The 17,802-nt window shown below is 71.8% G+C and carries 11 protein-coding genes; 8 read left to right on the top strand and 3 right to left on the bottom strand.

What is annotated here, in order from left to right; all coding sequences use genetic code 11:
* Positions 1-29: 29 nt before the first annotated feature.
* The 3 genes from LMI96_RS00250 to LMI96_RS00240 all read right to left on the bottom strand — a co-directional run bounded on the left by LMI96_RS00250 (position 30) and on the right by LMI96_RS00240 (position 2,879).
* On the bottom strand, positions 30-284 hold the full coding sequence (locus tag LMI96_RS00250) for a three-helix bundle dimerization domain-containing protein (protein WP_228360078.1): 255 nt from the start codon (positions 282-284) through the stop codon (positions 30-32).
* A gap of 127 nt (positions 285-411) precedes the next feature.
* On the bottom strand, positions 412-966 hold the full coding sequence (locus tag LMI96_RS00245; RefSeq protein ID WP_223720605.1) for a MarR family winged helix-turn-helix transcriptional regulator: 555 nt from the start codon (positions 964-966) through the stop codon (positions 412-414).
* Between the two features lie 35 nt (positions 967-1,001).
* The gene (locus LMI96_RS00240; RefSeq protein WP_228360077.1) at positions 1,002-2,879 is read right to left on the bottom strand and encodes a thioredoxin domain-containing protein; all 1,878 of its coding nucleotides are present in this window, start codon (positions 2,877-2,879) and stop codon (positions 1,002-1,004) included.
* A gap of 126 nt (positions 2,880-3,005) precedes the next feature.
* Between LMI96_RS00240 and LMI96_RS00235 the strand changes: the two genes are divergently transcribed.
* The 8 genes from LMI96_RS00235 to LMI96_RS00200 are packed head-to-tail and all read left to right on the top strand — an operon-like array spanning position 3,006 to position 17,797.
* A complete protein-coding gene (locus LMI96_RS00235) occupies positions 3,006-4,145 on the top strand; it encodes a serine/threonine-protein kinase (protein ID WP_228360076.1) in 1,140 nt (379 codons plus the stop codon).
* Between the two features lies 1 nt (position 4,146).
* Positions 4,147-10,188, top strand: coding sequence for an Ig-like domain-containing protein (locus LMI96_RS00230; protein WP_228360075.1), 6,042 nt, complete (start codon positions 4,147-4,149; stop codon positions 10,186-10,188).
* Positions 10,189-10,192: 4 nt separating this feature from the next.
* Positions 10,193-11,158 (top strand): MoxR family ATPase, encoded by a 966-nt coding sequence (locus tag LMI96_RS00225; RefSeq protein WP_228360074.1) that lies wholly within the window; start codon positions 10,193-10,195, stop codon positions 11,156-11,158.
* Positions 11,155-12,525, top strand: a complete 1,371-nt coding sequence (locus tag LMI96_RS16245) for a DUF58 domain-containing protein (RefSeq protein ID WP_228360073.1) — start codon at positions 11,155-11,157, stop codon at positions 12,523-12,525. Before LMI96_RS00225 ends, LMI96_RS16245 begins: the two co-directional genes overlap by 4 nt.
* Entirely contained in the window at positions 12,522-15,032 is a 2,511-nt protein-coding gene (locus LMI96_RS16240) for a transglutaminase-like domain-containing protein (protein WP_228360072.1), read from the top strand. The genes LMI96_RS16245 and LMI96_RS16240 overlap by 4 nt, the downstream gene beginning before the upstream one ends.
* Positions 15,029-15,871 carry a PP2C family serine/threonine-protein phosphatase gene (locus tag LMI96_RS00210; protein WP_228360071.1) on the top strand — a complete coding sequence of 281 codons (843 nt, stop codon included), beginning with the start codon at positions 15,029-15,031 and terminating at the stop codon, positions 15,869-15,871. Before LMI96_RS16240 ends, LMI96_RS00210 begins: the two co-directional genes overlap by 4 nt.
* Positions 15,864-16,811 (top strand): FHA domain-containing protein, encoded by a 948-nt coding sequence (locus LMI96_RS00205; protein WP_228360070.1) that lies wholly within the window; start codon positions 15,864-15,866, stop codon positions 16,809-16,811. Before LMI96_RS00210 ends, LMI96_RS00205 begins: the two co-directional genes overlap by 8 nt.
* Positions 16,808-17,797, top strand: coding sequence for a hypothetical protein (locus tag LMI96_RS00200; RefSeq protein ID WP_228360069.1), 990 nt, complete (start codon positions 16,808-16,810; stop codon positions 17,795-17,797). Before LMI96_RS00205 ends, LMI96_RS00200 begins: the two co-directional genes overlap by 4 nt.
* Positions 17,798-17,802: the final 5 nt, after the last annotated feature.

Below are 17,802 nucleotides of genomic sequence, written 5' to 3'. Positions count from 1 at the left end.
GTTGACGCCCGCGAGAGAAGCCGGTCGGGTCAGCGGCCGGGGTCGGCTCCCGCGGCGAGGATCTCTTCGGCGCCCGACTCGACATCGATCGGGATGGCGACCGGACGACCGCCGGTGAACGCCTCGTGCTCGCGCACGAGCACCGCCTCGATGTCGACCGTGCGGATGTGCGGGAACCGCGCGGCGAGGCGCTGCACGACCCCCGCATACGAGGTGAGGAGCCACCCGTCCACGATGGGGCTGTCGGAGGTTCCTCCCGCGAGCGGGAACGGGATCGAGGTCACGACCTCATCGTCGCACCGGATGGGGCGAAACGGGCCCGTTCGCCGGGGTAGGTAGGTACGTGAGCAAGAATGCCCGCGAGCCTTCCGAATCCGGAGCGATCCCCGCGTCTGCGCGGCGGGCGCGGGATCAGCGGGTCGCCGGCTCCTGCGCGTCGACCTGATCGACCGCGGACTGCAGGCGCGCGAGGCAGTCCATGACGATGAGGGTGTCGGCAGGCGACATGTCGATGACGGCGCCCAGCATCCGCTGGTGCATGTCGCCGAGGGTGGCGCGCACTTCATCGTCGGTGTCGACCGTGGGCACGACGTAGATGCTCCGGCGGTCGGTCGCGTGCCGTTCGCGGCGCACGTGACCCGACTTCTCGAGTCGGTCGATGATCGCGGTCATCGACGCGGTCGACACCGCGAGGTAACGAGCGAGTTCACCGGGAGAGACCATCTCGCTGCGCTGCTTGGCTTTCAGGAGGTAGCGGAGCACGAGCAGGTCGTTCTCGCCCATCGACATCGACTCGCGGGTGCGGCGGCGCATGGCGACCTCCGCGGCACGGTAGAGACGGAAGGCCTGCAGCAGATCGATGGCGCGGCGGCGCTGCGCTTCATCGCTGGCTTCGTACCAATATCCGCTGTTCGGATCGCTCGGGTCCGGCATGAGTCCGATGATAGACGTGGCTTCCATCGTCATGGCGCCCTCCTCCGCGGTGTCGATCCTGAGATAGCTCACAGTTTAACTAAGTTAGCGAGCTTTCGGCTCCGTCTCCACTGCCAGATCCGCCGGGACGTGAACCGGAAGCAGACACACGAAACCGCGGCAGTCGTAGGCGGTGCTCCGCCCGCCCACCGCGGTCCGGTCCGCCAGCAGCGAGAACCCGCCTCCGCCCACGCCGCCGCCCCCGCGACATCGACCCGGACCACGGTGTCGGCGTCGGCGGCGAACGCCGCCCGCGCCAGCGGATCACCCGCACTCTCGGCGACGACCACGACGATCTGTCGCGGAGCCGTGGTCAGTCGCGCCGCCACGCCCAGCAGCGAACCGTGCGCGAACGGCTCGGCGACGGCCCGGGCGATCCCGTCTCGCACGATGCGCTCCGCGATCCCGCGGTACTCCTCACCGGCTCCGAGCTCCCAGAGGGTCAGCGCCGCATCCGCCACCGCCGACGCGCCGCCGGGGCGATCGATGTCGGCCTCATCGACGGGCGGCGCCGCGAGCCCGGCGAGCACCGGATCTCGGCCGCCGGGGGTCCGGAGCGCGCCCTCGACGATGCAGAGGTCGACCAACCGGCGCGCCTCGCGCGCATACGCCAGCTCGCCCGTCACCATCGCCAGCCGGAGCAGACCCCCGGCGTACGCGCCGTAGTCCTCGAGCGTCGCGGATGCGGGCGAGCGGATCTCATCCAGCGATGCCCGGCGCAGGAAGCCGTCGGCGTCGACGTTGGCCTCCTGCACGGCGTCGACCGCCTGCCGCGCGGCGGCGATCAACGCCGGAGCATCCCGGCGAGCGCCCGTCCTCGCGAGGGCGGCGATCGCGGAGCCGTTCCAGGCCGTGACGACCTTGCCGTCCACGGCGGGCGCAGCCAGGGACACGCGCTCCGCGGCGCCGGCCAGATAGAACCCGCCCTCCGCCCGGCGCCCGTCGATGACGGACTCCGAGTCCTGAGCGGCGCCGAACCCGCCCGACGCGACCTGCAGCGTGTCGAGGAGGAACCCCGCGACAGCCTCCGCGATGTCACCCCGGCCCGCGTCGAGGGCGACCTCAATGAGTCCCGCGTTGTCGGTCAGCATCCGCTCGTAATGGGGCACGGTCCAGTCCCGACGGGTGGCGTAGCGGAAGAACCCGCCGTCGACCGGGTCGCGCAGCGGTGAGTCGGCCATCGCGTCGAGCGTCCGGGCGGCGAGCGCCGCCGCATCCGGTCGCTCAGATCGCAGACCCCGCTGCTGCAGAAAACGCAGCACCGGAATGGTCGGGAACTTCGGGGTCTCGATCGGGGCATCGGATGCGGCGAAACCGCCGAAGATGCGATCCTCGCGCGCCGCGATCTCGTCGACGAGGGCGGCGAGATCCGCCTCGGAGGGGAGCGCCGACGAGGACTGCGCCTCGGCGGCCGCGGCGACGAGCGCACGCTGCAGAGCCTCCGCGGTCTCCCCGACCGCATCGCGCCGTTCCGTCCACGCCTCCGACACCGCGGCGACGACGTCGCGGAACGCCGGGTGCCCGGCCCGCGCCTCCTTCGGCCAGTAGGTGCCGGCGAAGAACGGGCGCCCCGCCGGCGTCGTGAACACCGACAGCGGCCAGCCCAGGTTCGGGGTGAACGCGGATGCTGCCGCCATCATCACCGCATCCACCTCCGGATGCTCCTCCCGATCGACCTTGATCGCGACCAGGTCGCGGTTCATCAGGGCCGCCGTATCGGCATCCGAGAACGACTCCGCCGCCATCACGTGGCACCAGTGGCAGGTCGAGTAGCCGATCGAGACGAGCACCGGCACATCGCGTCGCCGCGCCTCTGCGAAGGCTTCTTCGCCCCACGGATACCAGGCGACGGGCTGTTCGGCGTGACTGCGCAGGTACGGGCTGGCGGATGCGGAGAGCCGAGACATGCAGCAAGGGTAATCAGGGCGTCGCGCAACCCGTCGGGGTTGCTCGCAACGCTGTGGTAGGAAAGGTGGACGACCTCCGCGCTCGGGGCTCGTCTGGGTTTGGCTGTACGCCCGAAGGGGGATGGGGTGGCGCAAAGACTGCCCGCTGCGCCTCCGGTTCTGCCCGGGTTCACGTACGTGCGCCCGCTCGGGACCGGCGGCTTCGCCGACGTCTTCCTGTTCGAGCAGGACATGCCCCGGCGACCCGTCGCGGTCAAGGTGCTTCTCGAGGACCTCGTCGACGACGGTCTGCTCCGGATGTTCAACGCCGAAGCCGATGTGATGGCCCGGTTGAGCGCGCACCCCTCGATCTTGACGATCTACCAGGCCAGCATCTCCTCCGACGGTCGCCCGTACCTCGTGATGGAGTACTGCCCGAGCTCGCTCGGTTCGCGGTACCGGCGCGAGGTCATTCCGGTCGCGGAGGTGCTCCAGGCGGGCATCAAGATCGCGTCGGCTCTCGAGACCGCGCACCGTTCGGGGCTGCTGCACCGCGACATCAAGCCGTCGAACCTGCTGATCACCGCGTTCGGAGCGCCGGTGCTCGCCGACTTCGGCATCGCGACGGCCGTCGGTGGCCGCGGCGAAGAAGAAGTGTTCGCGATGTCGGTGCCGTGGAGCGCGCCCGAGATCATCGACGAGCGCGTCGCCGGTTCGGTGCCGTCCGAGGTGTGGAGCGTGGGGGCGACCGTGTACTCGCTGCTCGCGGGTCGGAGCCCCTTCGAACGCGCCGGCTCCGGGCAGAACTCCCGCGACCAGCTGAAGACCCGCATCCGGCGTGCCGCGTACACGCCGATCGGGCGCTCCGACGTGCCGGCCAGCCTGGAGGCCGTGCTGAGCCGGTCGATGCAGCGCGACCCCGCCGCACGCCAGCCGTCGGCCGCGCAGTTCGCGTACGAACTGCAGCTCGTCCAGCACGAGCTCGGACTCCCGCACACACCGATGGAAGTCGCGGTCGACGAGTGGGCATCGGCCGGCGCCGCGGTCGACTTCGCCGACGACCGCGCCCGCGGTCCCGTGCGACCGAGCGTGCAGTACGAGTCCCGTCGCCCCGAGCGCATCCGCGGCGCCGGCGCGCACCGCCCCGACGAGGGCACCGTGCTCGCGGGCGCCGAACCCCGCGGACGGCGTCTCTCCGGCGGACTCATTGCCGCGATTGCGATCGGCGCGGTCCTGATCGTGGCCGCCGCGGTCGTCGTCACCGTCATCGTCGTGGGAGGTCGCTGACGTGTCGAGCTCTTCCGACAGCCCCCGCATCCCGCGCCGCACGTGGATCATCGGCAGTGCGATCACGGCCGTCCTCGCGCTCGTCGTTACCCTCGCGGCGGTCTGGCCCGGGTTCGACGCCCAGCAGACGCCCCCCGACGACGGCACGATCTGGGCCATGCAGTCGGGCGAGGGCCGCCGTTACGCCCGCGTGAACACGACGGTGAACGAGATCGACACCGTCAAGCAGGTCGAGAACCCCAGCGGACTCGTGCAGAACGCGAACCGCCTCTTCGTCTACGCCGAGGGCGACACGCGATTCGCCGACGTCGACATGGCCACCCCGGTCGACCTCGACGCCGACGCCGAGGACGCCTTCCAGAACACCCCCGCCGGCACGGTCGACGTCGTCTCGCAGGGAGACGTCATCGTCTACCGGACCGACGGCGGCGCCGTGTACGCCTCCTCGCTTTCTTCGGGCGCGACGGCGATCTCGATCGACCCCTACGCCGAAGACGAGCCCGCCGAGGGCGAGGACCGCCGCACGTTCGTCGCATCGGCCGTCGCGGTCGGCACGGATGGCACCGTCTACGCGTACTCCGGCGCGGAGCAGCGCGTCATCCGGGCGGATGCGGTGTCCGGACGCGTGCTCGGAACCGACGACGTCACCGACGGCCCGGCCGAGGGCGCTCAGCTGAGCGCGATCGGCGATTCGTGGGCCCTTCTCGACACCGAATCCGGCGCCCTCTGGGTGCGCGGACGCAACGAACCGCTCGAGTCCGGAACGACGGGCGGCGTGCTACAGCGCCCCACGACCGACCGGGACGACCTCTACATCGCCGATACGACCGGACTCGTCGCCGTGCCGCGCGACGGTTCCGCGCCCGAACGCGCCGACGACACGGCGCAGGGCACCCCGGCCGCGCCCGCCGAGCTGAACGGCGTCGTGTACGGCGCGTGGCTGCCCGACAGCGGCGGGGCCGGCACGCTCTGGTCGAGCGAGAACGGCGCGTCCGACCTCGACTACCGCGGCGGCACGCTCGGCGACGAGATCGAACCCGAGTTCGTCACCAACGGCTCACGCATGATCCTCAACGAGACGCGCTCGGGATGGGTGTGGACCCTCCCCGACGGTGAGCTCGTCCCCTCGTCGCAGGAGTGGAACTCCGAGGACGACCAGCCGACCGTGCAGCAGGACGAGGTCGAGGCCGAGCGCGTCATCGACCCGAAGCCGCCGGTCGCCGTGAACGATGCGTTCGGTGTGCGCGCGGGCCGAAGCGTGGTGCTCCCGGTCATGCTCAACGATCACGATCCGAACGAGGACGTGCTCAGCGTCGTGGCCGCCTCGGTCGAGGGCCTCGATCCCGCGTTCGGCACGGTGGGCACGGCCAACGAGCAGCAGGAGCTCGTCGTCCGGGTGTCTCCCGAGGCCACCGGCACGGCCACGTTCCGCTACCGCGTCACCGATGGCACGACGACCGACGGACTGACCTCCGAGGCCGCAACCGTGACGCTCACAGTCGCCCCCGACACGCAGAACTCCCCGCCGGTCTGGTGCGGCGTCGAGGGTTGCCTCTCCACCTGGCCGAACCCCCAGGTCGTGCCCGGCGGCACGGTGGCGGTCAACGTGCTCGAAGGCTGGGTCGACCCCGACGGCGACCCGATCTACGTGTCGTCGGCGGTGAACCAGTCCGGCATCGGGTCGCTCGCGCTCGACCCGCAGGGCACCGTGACGTTCCAGCATCCGAACCCCAACGCCACCGAGGCGCAGAGCATCTCAATCGCGGTAACCGTGTCGGATTCGCGCGGGCAGTCCGCCGACAAGCCTCTCGAGATCTCCGTCACCCCGAGTCCGCAGCTCACGGCGCAGTCCTTCGCCGCCGTCGGATCGGCGGGTCAGCCCACCACGATCGACGTGCGGCCGCATGTCACGGGCGTCAAGGGCGGTCTGTCGATGCGTTCGGCGAACACCCTCGACCAGGGCGGCGCCGACATCGCGGTCAACAGCGTCGCCGGCACCTTCCAGTTCTCCGCGCCGAACCCGGGTTCGTACCTCGTGCAATACGTCGTGGCCGACGAGATCGCGGAGTCGACCGGCACCGTCCGCATCACGCTCGTGGACCCGGCGCAAACGCAGATCTCCACCCCGCCGCTGACGGCCTTCGTCCGCCCGGGCGAGGACGCCACGGTCGATGTCATCTCCGCCGTGGCGAACCCGGCCGGACTCGTGCTGCTCGCCAGCGACGTGCAGACGAACCCGGATGCGTCGGCCACCCTGACCGTCGACCTCGTCGGCCAGAGCATGCTGCGCGTGGCCGGCGCGACCGACAACGGTCAGCCCGGCGTGCTGGGCGTCATCTCGTACACCGTCTCGGACGGTACCGGCAACGGGTACACCACGACCTCCGGCGAGGTCACGGTCGTGCTGCTGCCGGCCGCCGAAGCCGAACCCCCTATCGCGGTCGACGACGCGGTGACCGTGCGTGCGGGCACGCAGATCGACATCCCGGTGCTCGACAACGACACCGCGCCGGCCGGCGCCCTGTTCGCGATCGACGCGTCCGCCATAACGAACGAGTCCGGCGAGGGCCTCGCGTTCGCGACCGGTCGCCTCCTCCGCTACCTCGCTCCGTCAGCGCCCGGGTCGTACGCGGTCGGCTACACGATCTACCGCATGGGGTTCCCCGACATGACCGACACGGCGACCGTGACGGTCACCGTGCTGCCGGACGAGGCCAATACCGCTCCCGTGCCGAGGACGCTCGTCGGCCGCGTCCTGAGCGGATCGACCGTGTCGATCCCGTTCGATCGCTTCGCCGTCGACCCGGATGGCGACGCCGTGACGCTCGACCGCATCGTGGCGCAGCCCGAGCGCGGATCGGCGACCGTTTCCGCCGAGGGCGACGCGATCGTGTACACGAGCAACGCCGGCGACAGCGGGCAGGTGTCATTCACGTACCAGGTGCGCGACGCGCAGGGCGCGACCGGCACGGGCGAGGTGCGGGTGGGCGTGCTCGACGCCGAAGCCGATCCGAGCCCGGTCACGTACAGCGACTACCTGCAGGTGCAGGCCAACGACGACGGTGAAGCCGTGGTCCGGCCCGCCGACAACGACATCGACCCCTCGGGCAGCAGCCTCGAGGTCATCGACGTGCGCCCGAACGCCGAGGTCGGCACCGCCGAGTACCGCACCATGGAGGAGATGCTCGACGGCATCGATGCCAACGAGGTCCGGCTGCTCTCCGGCACCCAGCTCGGCACATACTCCTTCGCGTACACGGTGCGAAACGGCAACGGCGACACCGCGATTGGCCTGATCGTGCTGAAAGTCGTTCGCGACCCCGTGCCCGACTACCCCGTCATCCGCGACACGACGCTGACCGTCGAAACGCGCGAGGACTTCCCCGACGGCGTCGACGTGCTGAGCGGGAAGGTCTCGTGGAGCGGCGGCGACGCAGCGTCGCTGTCACTGTCGCTCTGGAACGCCCCCGACGGCATCGAGGTCGACGGTCGACGCATCTCGGGGCGAATCCCCGAGCGCACCCTCCTCATCCCGTTCCAGGTGACCGGTACGTCCTTCGACGGCCGCGAGGTCACCTCCTACGGCTTCCTCCGCGTCCCCGGTACCAACGACCTGCAGCTGACGCTGCGAAACTCCGCCGCGACCGTCGAGGTCGACGAGCGGGCCAGCGTCGACATCGACATGCAGCGCTCCGTCGCCCTCCCCGCGGGAACCGACATCGAGATCGACGGCTCCCGGATCGCGACGGGCGGCGCCCGCGCCGAAGCGGGGTGCGCGCTCACGTCCGGCACGACCGTGCGGTACACCGCGGGCGCCGGGGCCCCGTGGCGCGACACGTGCACGATCCCCGTGCGCCTGGTCGGCCAGGACGACTACACCTTCCTCACCGTGCAGGTGCAGATCATCGCGGAAGACCCCCAGCCCGAGCTCCGCCCGGCCTCCCTCACCGTCAGCCCCGGGTCATCGGCCACGTACGACCTGACCGACATGACGACGTGGGCGGGCACCGAGGACTGGGCGGCGCTCAGCTACGGGCTGCGGTACAGCGGCGACCAGTTCACGGTCGAGCAGGCCGGCAGCCAGGTGACGGTCACGGCCAAGGACGCCTCCCGCCCGGGCCGCCAGGAACCCGTCACGATCACGCTGCCGAGCCACCCCGACACTCCCCCCGCGACGCTGGCCCTGACCGTGGGACCTGCCCCCTCCACCCTGCCGAAGGGTGCGAGCCTGACGCAGACGTGCTCGCAGTCCGCCGGCAACAGCTGCACGATCAACGTCATCGGCGCCGGCGGCGAGGTCAACCCGCTGCCGGGCACCCCGCTGCGCCTCATCTCGGTCGGCGGCGGCGCCGGCGGCAGCTGCACGGGTGTCACGTTCTCGGTCGCGAGCGCCACCGCACTTCAGGCGAGTTGGGCGGCGGATGCAGAAGGCACCCGCTGCACCGTCGGCTTCACCGTCGAGGACGCCCAGGGACGCCAGTCGAGCGGAGACCGCAACGGCCAAGTGACCCTCGACCTGCAGGGCTACCCGAAGGCGCCGAACGCGGTTACGCAGACGGCGTTCGGCGACAAGTCGATCACGCTGCGCGTGGATGCGGGCGCCGCCGGCAACGCCTACCCGGCGCTCCAGGGCTTCCGGATCTTCGACGGCGGCCAGCAGGTCACGACGTGCGCCTCGAACGGTGTCTGCCAGCCCTTCACGGTCGGCGCAAACGGCGACCAGCGCACCTACGAGGCGCGGGCCTACAACAGCGTCGGCGACTCCCGGGCCGGCGTCACGGCGCGCGCCTGGGCCTACCGCTCCCCCACCGTCGGCCAGGTTACGGCGGAGCCCATCTACCAGGAGGGACGCACGAGCAACGACTCGGGCGTCGTCCGCATCCGCATCCAGAACAGCGACCCGGAGGTGCGCACGTACGAGGTGACCGGCGCCGGCGCCCCCGTGCGGAAGTCGGGCAGCGAGTACACCGAGCTCGCCGTTCAGCTCCCCGTCGGGGGAACGACCATCACGGTGACGCCCACGAGCAACAACGAGGCGCCCGACGGCAGCGGCTCCGTCGGCTCTTCGGGTCAGGCCAGCGTGAACGTCGCGGGCCTTCCCCGCACCGGCGACGTCTCGGTCGCCGCGGAGGCGAAGAACGCGATCCGAGTGAGCGATGCCCCTCTCGATCGGAACGGCAGCAGCCGCGCGAACGAGATCATCTACGTCGCCGTTCCCCGCGGTGCGGACTTCTCCTGCTCGGTGGGCTCCGACGGCACCGGGCTGCGCGTGTCGGGCGGCCAGGAATCGTCGTCGTCCACGATCTCCGGACTCCAGGAGAATCGCGAGTACACCGTGGGCGCCTGCGTCAGCAACGGTTTCGGAGCCGCGAAGACGGGAACAGCAACCGGCTGGGCCTGGAACCAGGCCGGAGCGCCGGTCCCCCAGAACCCGACGTACGAGATCCCGGATGGGCGCGGCAACGGCAACGGCACGTATCTCGTGCGGTCGGCACCCAACGTGAACGCGCCGCTGGGCTACGAGACCGTGTTCTTCGGACACCAGGGAGAGTCCACCCAGTGGCAGCAGCCCGCGATCGGTGCCGAGGGTTCCATGCAGGTGAAGTTCTGCGTGCAGGGCTCGAACCTCTCGCGCTGCGGCGCACCCGTCCGGATCACGGCTGCCGATGCGTCGCGCGCGAAGCAGGTGCAGCTCGCCGATCCCGCCCTGACCACCTGCGTCGTCGGATCGCGGCTCCAGGCCGCGGTCGGCCAGAACCCCGGCGGCCTGGGGACCCTGGCCATCAAGACGACCGATCCCGCTCCGCGCTTCTACAGCGAGGGGATTCTCGGCGGCGTCTTCGCGTCCGAGCTCGATCCCGACCCGAATGATCCGCTGAAGGTGCCCAACGGCACGTCCCGTGCCACGGCACGACTCGCATTCACCTGGACGGACCCCGCCGCCCAGTACGGCACGCTTGGATTCGACGTGACGTATCGCGGATGCACCGGCAGCGTCGCTCCCGAGCCCACTCCCACGAACACCCCGCCCACCGGAGGCTAATTCCATGACCGTCACCCCCGAGCAGACGACCTGGTTCCAGGAGACGTTCGGCGCGCTCGTCGAGAACGTCGAACAGGTGGTGCTCGGTAAGCGCCACGTCATCGAGCTGGCGTTCACCGCGCTCGTCTCCCAGGGCCACCTGCTGCTCGAGGACTTCCCCGGCACCGGTAAGACCGCGCTCGCCCGTGCGATCGGTCAGACGATGCAGGGTCAGAACTCCCGCATCCAGTTCACCCCCGATCTGCTCCCGGGAGACGTCACCGGCATCACGGTCTACGACCAGAAGCGCGGCGAGTTCGAGTTCCACTCCGGACCGATCTTCGCGAACATCGTGCTCGCCGACGAGATCAACCGGGCGAGCCCGAAGACGCAGTCGGCGCTCCTGGAGGTCATGGAGGAGGGCCAGGTCACGGTCGACGGCGTCTCGCGCAAGGTTCCGGTGCCGTTCCTCGTCGTCGCGACGCAGAACCCCGTCGAGCAGGCCGGCACCTACCGCCTCCCCGAGGCGCAGCTCGACCGCTTCCTCATGAAGACCTCCCTCGGCTACCCCGACCACGCCGCCACCGTCCGCATCCTGGAGGGGTCCGGGAACGGGCGCCGCGAGGTCAACGCCGTCATCACCCCCGGAGCCGTGCAGACGATGTCGGCGATCGCGCAGGACGTCTACCTCAACCCGCTCGTCCTCGACTACATCTCGCGGGTCGTCGAAGCCACGCGCCAGGCGGCGCAGGTGCGTCTGGGCGTCAGCGTCCGCGGCGCGCTCGCGCTCACCCGCGCCGTCAAGACCTGGGCGGTCGCACACGGCCGCGCCTACGTGACCCCCGACGATGTGAAGGCCCTCGCCGAGCCCGTGCTCGCACACCGCCTCATTCTGGACGCCGAGGCGGAGTTCGACGGGGTGACGCAGGGGGCCGTGATCGGGCAGGTCATGCTCGAGGTGAATCCCCCGACCCAGCGCGAGTCCGCGTGACGAACGACACCTCGTCCCGCATCACCCGCATCTCGTCGACATCGACGTCGACGTCGACGGCGGGGTCGAGCACGCGCACGCGCTACGACACGTCGAGCCAGACGACCGTCATCGTCGTCGGCGGCATCCGCTTCTGGCGCCGCATCCGGCGCGCCGCGAAACAGAGCGCGACCGCCGTCGGGAACACGGTCACCCCGGGCGGCTGGCTGCTCGTCGGCGCCGCGGTACTCGGACTCGGACTCGGTCTTCCGCTCGGGTGGATCGAGTTCGCCGCCGCCGGCTTCGTCGCGCTCATCCTCCTCGTCTGCGCCGCGCCCTTCCTCTTCAGCTCGCGCGCCTACGACGTGTCACTCGGCCTCGCGCACGACCGCGTCGTCGCGGGAAGCGAAGTGGCCGCATCCCTCCGCGTCACGAACGTCGGGTCGGGCGTCGCGCTCCCCGGCCGCGTCGACGTGCCAATCGGCGCGGGCCTCCTCGACGTGCCGATCCCGCTCCTGCGCAAGGGCGCCGTCCACGACGAGCAGCTGTCGGTGCCGGCGCTCCGTCGCGGCGTGCTCGATGTCGGCCCCGCCCGCGCCGTGCGCGGCGATCCCCTCGGCATCCTCCGCCGCGAGGTCGTCTGGGAAGACGTGCACACGCTCTACGTGCACCCGGTCACGACCTCCATCCCGAGCACCGCGACCGGCTTCGTGAAAGACCTGGAGGGAAACCCCTCCTCGCTCGTCGTCGACGCCGACATCTCCTTCCACGCGATCCGCGAGTACGCGCCCGGCGACTCCCAGCGCCAGATCCACTGGAAGTCGACCGCCAAGACCGGCACCCTGATGGTGCGCCAGTACGAAGAGACCCGTCGGTCGCGGATGGTGATCGTGCTCGCCTGCGGCGACGAGGAGTTCGCGAACGACGACGAGTTCGAGCTCGCCGTGAGCGCCGCCGCGTCGCTGGGCGTCCGCGGCATCCGCGACGGCCGCGACGTCTCCATCGTCGTCGGCGGCGAGGTGCCCGAGTTCGCACGACGTGCGGTACGCACCTCCCGCGACCTCACAACCATCACCGCGCGCACCCTCCTCGACGATCTCGCGGGACTCGAAAAAGGCGAGCGCATCACCCCGCTCGGCGACGTCGCTAGCCTCGCGGTCGAAGGGCACTCCGACGTGTCCATCGGCTTCCTCGTCTGCGGTTCGACCCCCACGCCCCGGATGCTGCAGCACGCGGCCCTCGCCTTCCCCGCCGACGTCGGCGTCGCGGCTCTCATCTGCGACCCCACGACCGAGCCCGGGTACCGGACGCTCGGGTCCACCTCGATCGTGACGATCGGTCTGCTCGACGACCTCCGGCACATCCTCGCCCGGAGCGCGAAGTCGTGAGCGTCGACGCCGCCGGCCGTCGTGCCCGCGCCCGCCGCGACGCCGGGCGACGCGAGCGCGACCTCACGTTCACGATCGGCAACGTCGCCTTCATCGACGGACTGCTGGTCGTCGGCGCCGCCGCCTCCTGGACGATCTCGCAGAGCCTGTGGTTCGTGCTGCTCGCGGGGGTCGGCATCGCCGCTGCCACCGCGATCGCGCTGGTCGGGGCCATTCGCGGCTGGGCGTGGTGGCTGGTGGCCGCCGTCACCGCCGGCGTCTACGTCGTGGCGGGGGTTCCGCTCGCCGCGCCCACCATGATCACCGACCCGGCGACGATCCTCGGCGCGGTCGTCGGTGTGCTCACCGCGCCCGTCACCGGGTGGAAGAACCTGCTGACCCTCGAGCTGCCGATCGGCATCTACCAGGCGACGCTCGCGCCGATCCTGCTCCTCATCCTGGCGCTCGGCGTGCTCGCCCATTCGCTCGCCCTGCGCGCGCCGCGCGCGTGGGTGCTGGCCGCCCCGACCGCGCTCCTTCTCACCGTCTTCGGCGTGGCCTTCGGATCGAGCGCCGTCTCGGGCGCATTCACGGTCGGCCCGTGGCGCCTGACCGGCGCATGGGAGGCGACGGTCGGTCTCGCGGCGCTCCTGGTCGCCTTCGGCTGGTATCTGTGGCGCAGCATCCACAGCCGTCGGTCCGCGCTCCGCGCCGCACGCAACGCCAACGGCGCCCGGCTCACCGGACGCGCGAACCGCACGCTCGGCACGCGCATCGCCCTGTCGGCCGGGATGCTGGTGGTCGCGCTTCTGGCCGGTGTGCTCGTGGCCCCCTGGGCCATCGCCGGCGGCACCCGTGACGTCATCCGCACCGCCGTCGACCCCGAGCTGCGCGTCCGCGAGGCCCTCACCCCTCTCGCCGACTACCGCACCGCGTTCACCGACGACCGCTACGACCAGGTCATGTTCACCGTGTCCGCCGACGAGTCCGTGGACCGCATCCGGCTCGCGACGCTGCCGTTCTACGACGGCCGGGTGATGCGCGCGACCGACCCCCTCACAGGCACCGCCGGCGACACCGCGTTCACGCGCGTTCCGGCGACGCTCACCGGCGCAAGCGGTCAAGAGGTCACCGCCGACTTCCGCATCGGCGCCTACGCGGGCATCTGGGTGCCGACGGCCGGCGACCTCGTCTCGATCGACTTCGACGGCTCCTCACGCGCCGCTCTCGCCGACGGGTTCTACTACAACAGCGACGCAGCGATGGGCGTCGAGCTGGCCGACCCGGGGCTGCAGGACGGCGTCGCGTACGAGCAGGTCGGCCGGGTATCGGGCACGGTCCGCGACCCCGGCACTCTGACGCCCGCGCTGTCGAAGCCGGCCGTCGACCCCGCGTACGTTCCGGAGAGCCTGATCTCCTGGATCGAGACGCAGGATGCGCCGACGGGCGGTGCGGGTCTCGCGGAGCTGATCCAGCGGCTGCGCGCGCGCGGACTTCTGAGCCACGCTCTGTCGATCGATCCCGCGACTCCCCCGACGTGGATGGGCGATCTCGGCCAGTACACGTTCGAGCCGAGCCGCGCCGGCCACTCGACCGACCGCATCGGCGCGCTCTTCACCGCTCTTCTCGACAAGCAGAACGAGGTCGGCGGCACAGACGACGCGCAGCTCGTCGCCGCGTCGGGCGATGATGAGCAGTTCGCCGTCGCCGCCGCGCTGATCGCCGACCAGCTCGGCTTCCCCGCCCGCGTCGTGCTCGGCACGCGCCTGTCCACGACCGACGACTCCTTGTCGACGTGCGAGGACGGGGAATGCACGAGCGGGGACCTCGCGGCCTGGATCGAGGTGGCGGATGCCGACGGCACCTGGACGGCGATCGACACGAGCCCCCAGTACGCGGTCTCGCTCTCGCCCGACATCCAGCAGCGTCGCGACCCGCAGAACACGACCGAGGTCGAGCCGGAGCAGGCCGACACGGTGCTCCCTCCCGAGGCCGACCCGGCCGACTCCACGAATCAGGAGGAGGAGGAGCCGAACGCGCCCGTCGACCTCGCCTGGCTCTGGGCCACGCTCCGCATCTCGGGCATCGTCGTGTTCGCGCTGCTGATCCTCCTGCTGCCCGTGTTCACCGTGCTGATGGCGAAGCTGATGCGCCGCCGCGCTCGCCGCGAATCCCCGGATCCGCTCGACCGGGTGGTCGGCGGCTGGGAGGAGTACGTCGACACGGCGGTCGATCACGGAAAGCAGCCTCCGCAGGCGGCCACGCGCACCGAGACCGCCGAGGCGCTCTCCACCGGCATCGGATCGGACGGGAGTCGCCTCGCCGTGCTCGCCGACCGGTCGGTCTTCGCGCCGGTACCGCCGACAGACGACGACGGCGCGCGGTTCTGGGAGCTCGTCGACGCCGAACGCGCACGTCTGCGCGACGAACTCGGCTGGTGGGGCAGATGGAAGGCGCGGCTCTCGCTGCGCTCCTTCGCGCGCGGCGTGCGTCAGCTCGCCGCCCGGACACGGGCAGGTGGGCGATGACCGAGGGAATCGTACTGGTGACGGGCGCACGCACCGATGTCGGACGCGTGCGGGAGATCAACGAGGATGCGGTGCTGGCGCAGCATCCGGTGTTCCTCGTCGCCGACGGCATGGGTGGGCACGAGGCCGGCGAACTCGCGAGCGCCGAAGTCGTGGCGGCGTTCCAGCCGTTGGTCGGGCGTCAAGACGTCGAACCCGCCGATGTGGTGGATGCGGTCGCCGCAGCCCATGCCGCGGTCGCCCGCCTGTCGCGCACGCACGCGCGCGGCGCCGGCTCCACCGTGTCGGGGATCGTCGCGGTCGTGCAGAACGGCGTGCACAGCTGGTTGGTCGTCAACATCGGCGACTCACGGGTGTACCGCCTCGTCGGCAGCACCCTCGAGCAGCTGACGGTCGACCACTCGGTCGTGCAGGAGCTCGTCGACGACGGTCGCATCACGCGCGCGGAGATGTCGACCTACCCGGGACGCAACGTGATCACCCGCGCGGTGGGCGATCAGTCCAGCGCGGCCGACTACTGGCTCGCGCCGATCGTCACGGGTGAGCGCCTGCTGGTCTGCTCCGACGGACTCTCGAACGACCTGAGCGATGAGGCGCTCCGCGCGGGCCTGTCGCTCGGCGGGTCGGCACAGCAGACGGCGCACGGGCTCGTCGACCAGGCACTCGCGCGCGGTGGTCGCGACAACATCAGCGCGGTCGTCGTCGACGTGCGATCGGGCGGGCTCGCCCAGCGCGCCGACGAAGTCACCGGCGGGTTCGCCACGAGTGCCGAGGCCACCGTGCATACGATCGACATCGACACCCATACCTCCGAACGACAGCGAGCCCGCCGTGACTGAGCGCACCTGGTTCGACGGCGACCTTCCCGCCGTCGCCACGGATCGGCTCGCCGTGCTGGTCGGGGGCGCGGATGGTGTGCCCGCCGCCCGCCGCGTGCTGGCGATCACCGGCGCCTCCCCCGACCCGACCGAGGTCCTGGATGCCCTCGTCGCCGAGGGGATCGCGGCGGTTCCCGCGTTCGCGATCGTCGCCCTCGACGAGGGTCATCTCACGGCGTTCCTCCGTGGGCCGTTCGCCCTCCGTTTCGAAGACGGCGGGCGCCGCGTGTGGCGCGTGGACGGCGTCGGGGCGCACACCTGGCGCGAGGTCGCCGCCGAGGGCGTCACGCGCGCCTGGGCCGGCGCCCCGGGGGCCGAGCCGCGTCTCCTCGATCTCGGCACGACCCCCGAGCGGCCCGTCCGCTCCGGCCCCACGACCGCCACCGGTGTGGTGCTGCGCACCGACCCCGCCGTCCGCCGGAGCGATCCGGTTGCGGTGCCTCCCGCGCCGGCGAAGGCGCCGGTCCGCATCCCGCTCCCGCCGGGGGTCTCCGCGCCTCCGCCCTTGCCGCACGGGATCGCCGCCCCGCCTCCGGTGCCGACGCCGCGCGCACCGCGTATCCCGCGCGCGATCCTCCTCCCCGACGGCGAGCGGGTGCCCATCGAAGGCACCCTGCTCGTGGGCCGCGGCCCCCGCACCGAACGGGTCGACGGCGAGCATCTGCCGACGCTGGTTCCGATCCCGCAGGCCCCGCGCGATGTCTCCCGCAGCCACGTGCGGATCTGGTCGGACGGAACGCGCGTGCAGATCGAGGACCTCGCGACATCCGGCGGCACGGCGCTCGTCGACGCCGGCGGCGTCGCGGTGCGCCTCATCGCGGATCGTCCGGCCGAAGTGCAACCGGGCTCCGTCGCCGAGCTGCCCGGGGGCGCCCGCATCCGATTCGTGGAGGACGAGTGAGCACGCCGACGGGCGACAACGCCCCCGATCCCCTCGACGACAGCACCCGCATCGTGTCGCGTCCCGCGCCCGCTCCCGCCGCGGCAGCCGAAGAGCCCGACGACGGCACGCTGCTCGTGCGGCGGCCGGCCGCGCCCGATGCGACCCCGCCACCGGTCGAGGAGCCCGACGACGGCACGCTGCTCGTGAGGCGGCCCGCCGCACCGGCCGCGCCCGAGTCCTCCCCCGACGACGCGCACCTCGCCGACGACAGCACCCGTATCGTGGCGCGCCCCGCGACCCCGGCACCACCCGCCGAAGAGCCCGAGGACGGCACGCTGCTCGTGCGGCGTCCGGCCGCGGCCGCACCCGCGCCGGTCACCGCCGCCGAACCCGAAGACGCGACGCGTCTCACGCGCCCTCGCGCCGAGGCACCCGCTCCCGCGGCCACCCCAGCGGAACCGGCCTCCGACGACGCCACCCGCGTCACCCGGCGCCCTCCCACAGGCGACGCCACGCGCATCACCCGGCGCCCGGCATCCGACACCCCGCGCACCGCCGCGCCCCTCCCGGACGCCGACGACCGCACGGCGCTCGGCACCCGTCAGCCCGCGGAGGCAGGGGATGCGGAGCGCACCCGCCTCGGCGGACGCCGCGCCGGCGCCGCGGCGTCGACGGATGCCACCGGTCTCTCGCCGCGGAGCCGCCGCTCGGCGCGCACGCGTGCCGCGAAGGCCGCGGCGGCGAAACCCGACGCCGTCCTCGCACCGCCGCCGGTCGATGACCGCCCGATCCCGGAGCGCTACGCGATCCGCACGCGTCAGGTCGGCACCGCCCCGCAGAATGCGCCGACCGCACAGCCCGCACTCGCCGCGGGCGACGGCGGCCTGGCCGCGCGCACGGCCCGTCGACGCGCGCTCCGCACCCGCCTGACCGTGCTGGTCTCGTCGGCCGCGGTGCTGACGCTCGGCTCGATCGTCGGCCTCGTGCTGCTCATCACCGCGTGAGCCCC

Origin of the sequence: Microbacterium sp. cx-59 (genome assembly GCF_020805625.1) — a bacterium.
Lineage (GTDB): Bacteria > Actinomycetota > Actinomycetes > Actinomycetales > Microbacteriaceae > Microbacterium.
Note: the sequence above shows the minus strand (reverse complement) of the source record. Positions and strands in the feature narration are given on the sequence as shown.